This is a genomic window from Lactobacillus kalixensis DSM 16043 (genome assembly GCF_001434335.1).
GTDB lineage: Bacteria > Bacillota > Bacilli > Lactobacillales > Lactobacillaceae > Lactobacillus > Lactobacillus kalixensis.
In genome coordinates, this window is sequence record NZ_AZFM01000097.1 from 1 (window position 1) to 357 (window position 357).

At 36.1% G+C, this 357-nt stretch carries 1 protein-coding gene; it reads right to left on the minus strand.

Annotated elements, in window-relative coordinates:
- Positions 1–4 precede the first annotated feature (4 nt).
- Entirely contained in the window at positions 5–238 is a 234-nt protein-coding gene (locus FC46_RS09925) for an IS66 family transposase (protein ID WP_057800250.1), read from the minus strand.
- Between the last annotated feature and the right edge of the window lie 119 nt (positions 239–357).

Consider the following 357-nt stretch of genomic DNA (forward strand, 5'->3'; position numbering starts at 1 on the left):
ACGTCTATAAGTAATAGTCTCTTCTTGGTCTTCTCCTGGGAAGCTCTCCATCTTCATTTGTTTGATCTGCTTCAAATAAGCTGGTTTGACCAGTCATAGGCATTTGTTCAGAAGATTTACCATATTTCTTTTGCGTTAAGTACGCTACTTGTTCACGTAGGAGGGCGATTTCTTCATTTAGATTATTGATGGTAGTGGTTAAATTCTTGATGATTTCTTTTGATTCTGCTTCAGTCATTTGAAGGCCCTCCTAATTTTGATAGTTATAAGAATACGAAAAACTGCACGTAAAATCAATAGAAATTACGTGCAGTTGCTTCATTTATTTTCGGTTCAATGGAGAACCCCTTCATTAAC

Excerpts from the sequence above, each read along its gene's own strand:
- FC46_RS09925 (WP_057800250.1), bottom strand. The coding sequence starts at position 238 with ATGACTGAAGCAGAATCAAAAGAAATCATCAAGAATTTAACCACTACC.